The organism is Gilvimarinus sp. 1_MG-2023 (assembly GCF_030548285.1).
This window is the reverse complement of the sequence record NZ_JAUOSC010001677.1, coordinates 1-238: the sequence shown is the minus strand read 5'-3', so window position 1 is coordinate 238 and position 238 is coordinate 1. Positions and strand designations below refer to the sequence as shown.

The 238-nt window shown below is 51.3% G+C and carries 1 protein-coding gene; it reads right to left on the bottom strand.

Annotated elements, in window-relative coordinates:
- Positions 1–35 precede the first annotated feature (35 nt).
- On the bottom strand, positions 36–238 hold a 203-nt coding region (locus tag Q4563_RS22495), incomplete at its 5' end, for a hypothetical protein (RefSeq protein ID WP_303606127.1).

The following is a 238-nucleotide window of genomic DNA, read 5'->3' as shown; positions in this document are numbered from 1 at the left end:
CTGTACTCGCGATTGGTAGTTTGGAAGATTCATGGTTATCCGACGATTTGAGCCCTTGGGATTGGTTGACCTGTACGAGAGTTGTAAGCCACTCCGTTTCTTGAGTTTGATACACCTGAATTGATTACGGGTTGAGTTTGTCTGGCCGAATAGCTTCCCGCTACGGTGCCGACGCCTGAGGCAATCGCACCGATGGCTTGATTGGTGGCGTTCGCTTTCATGGTGAGGGCATCCATCC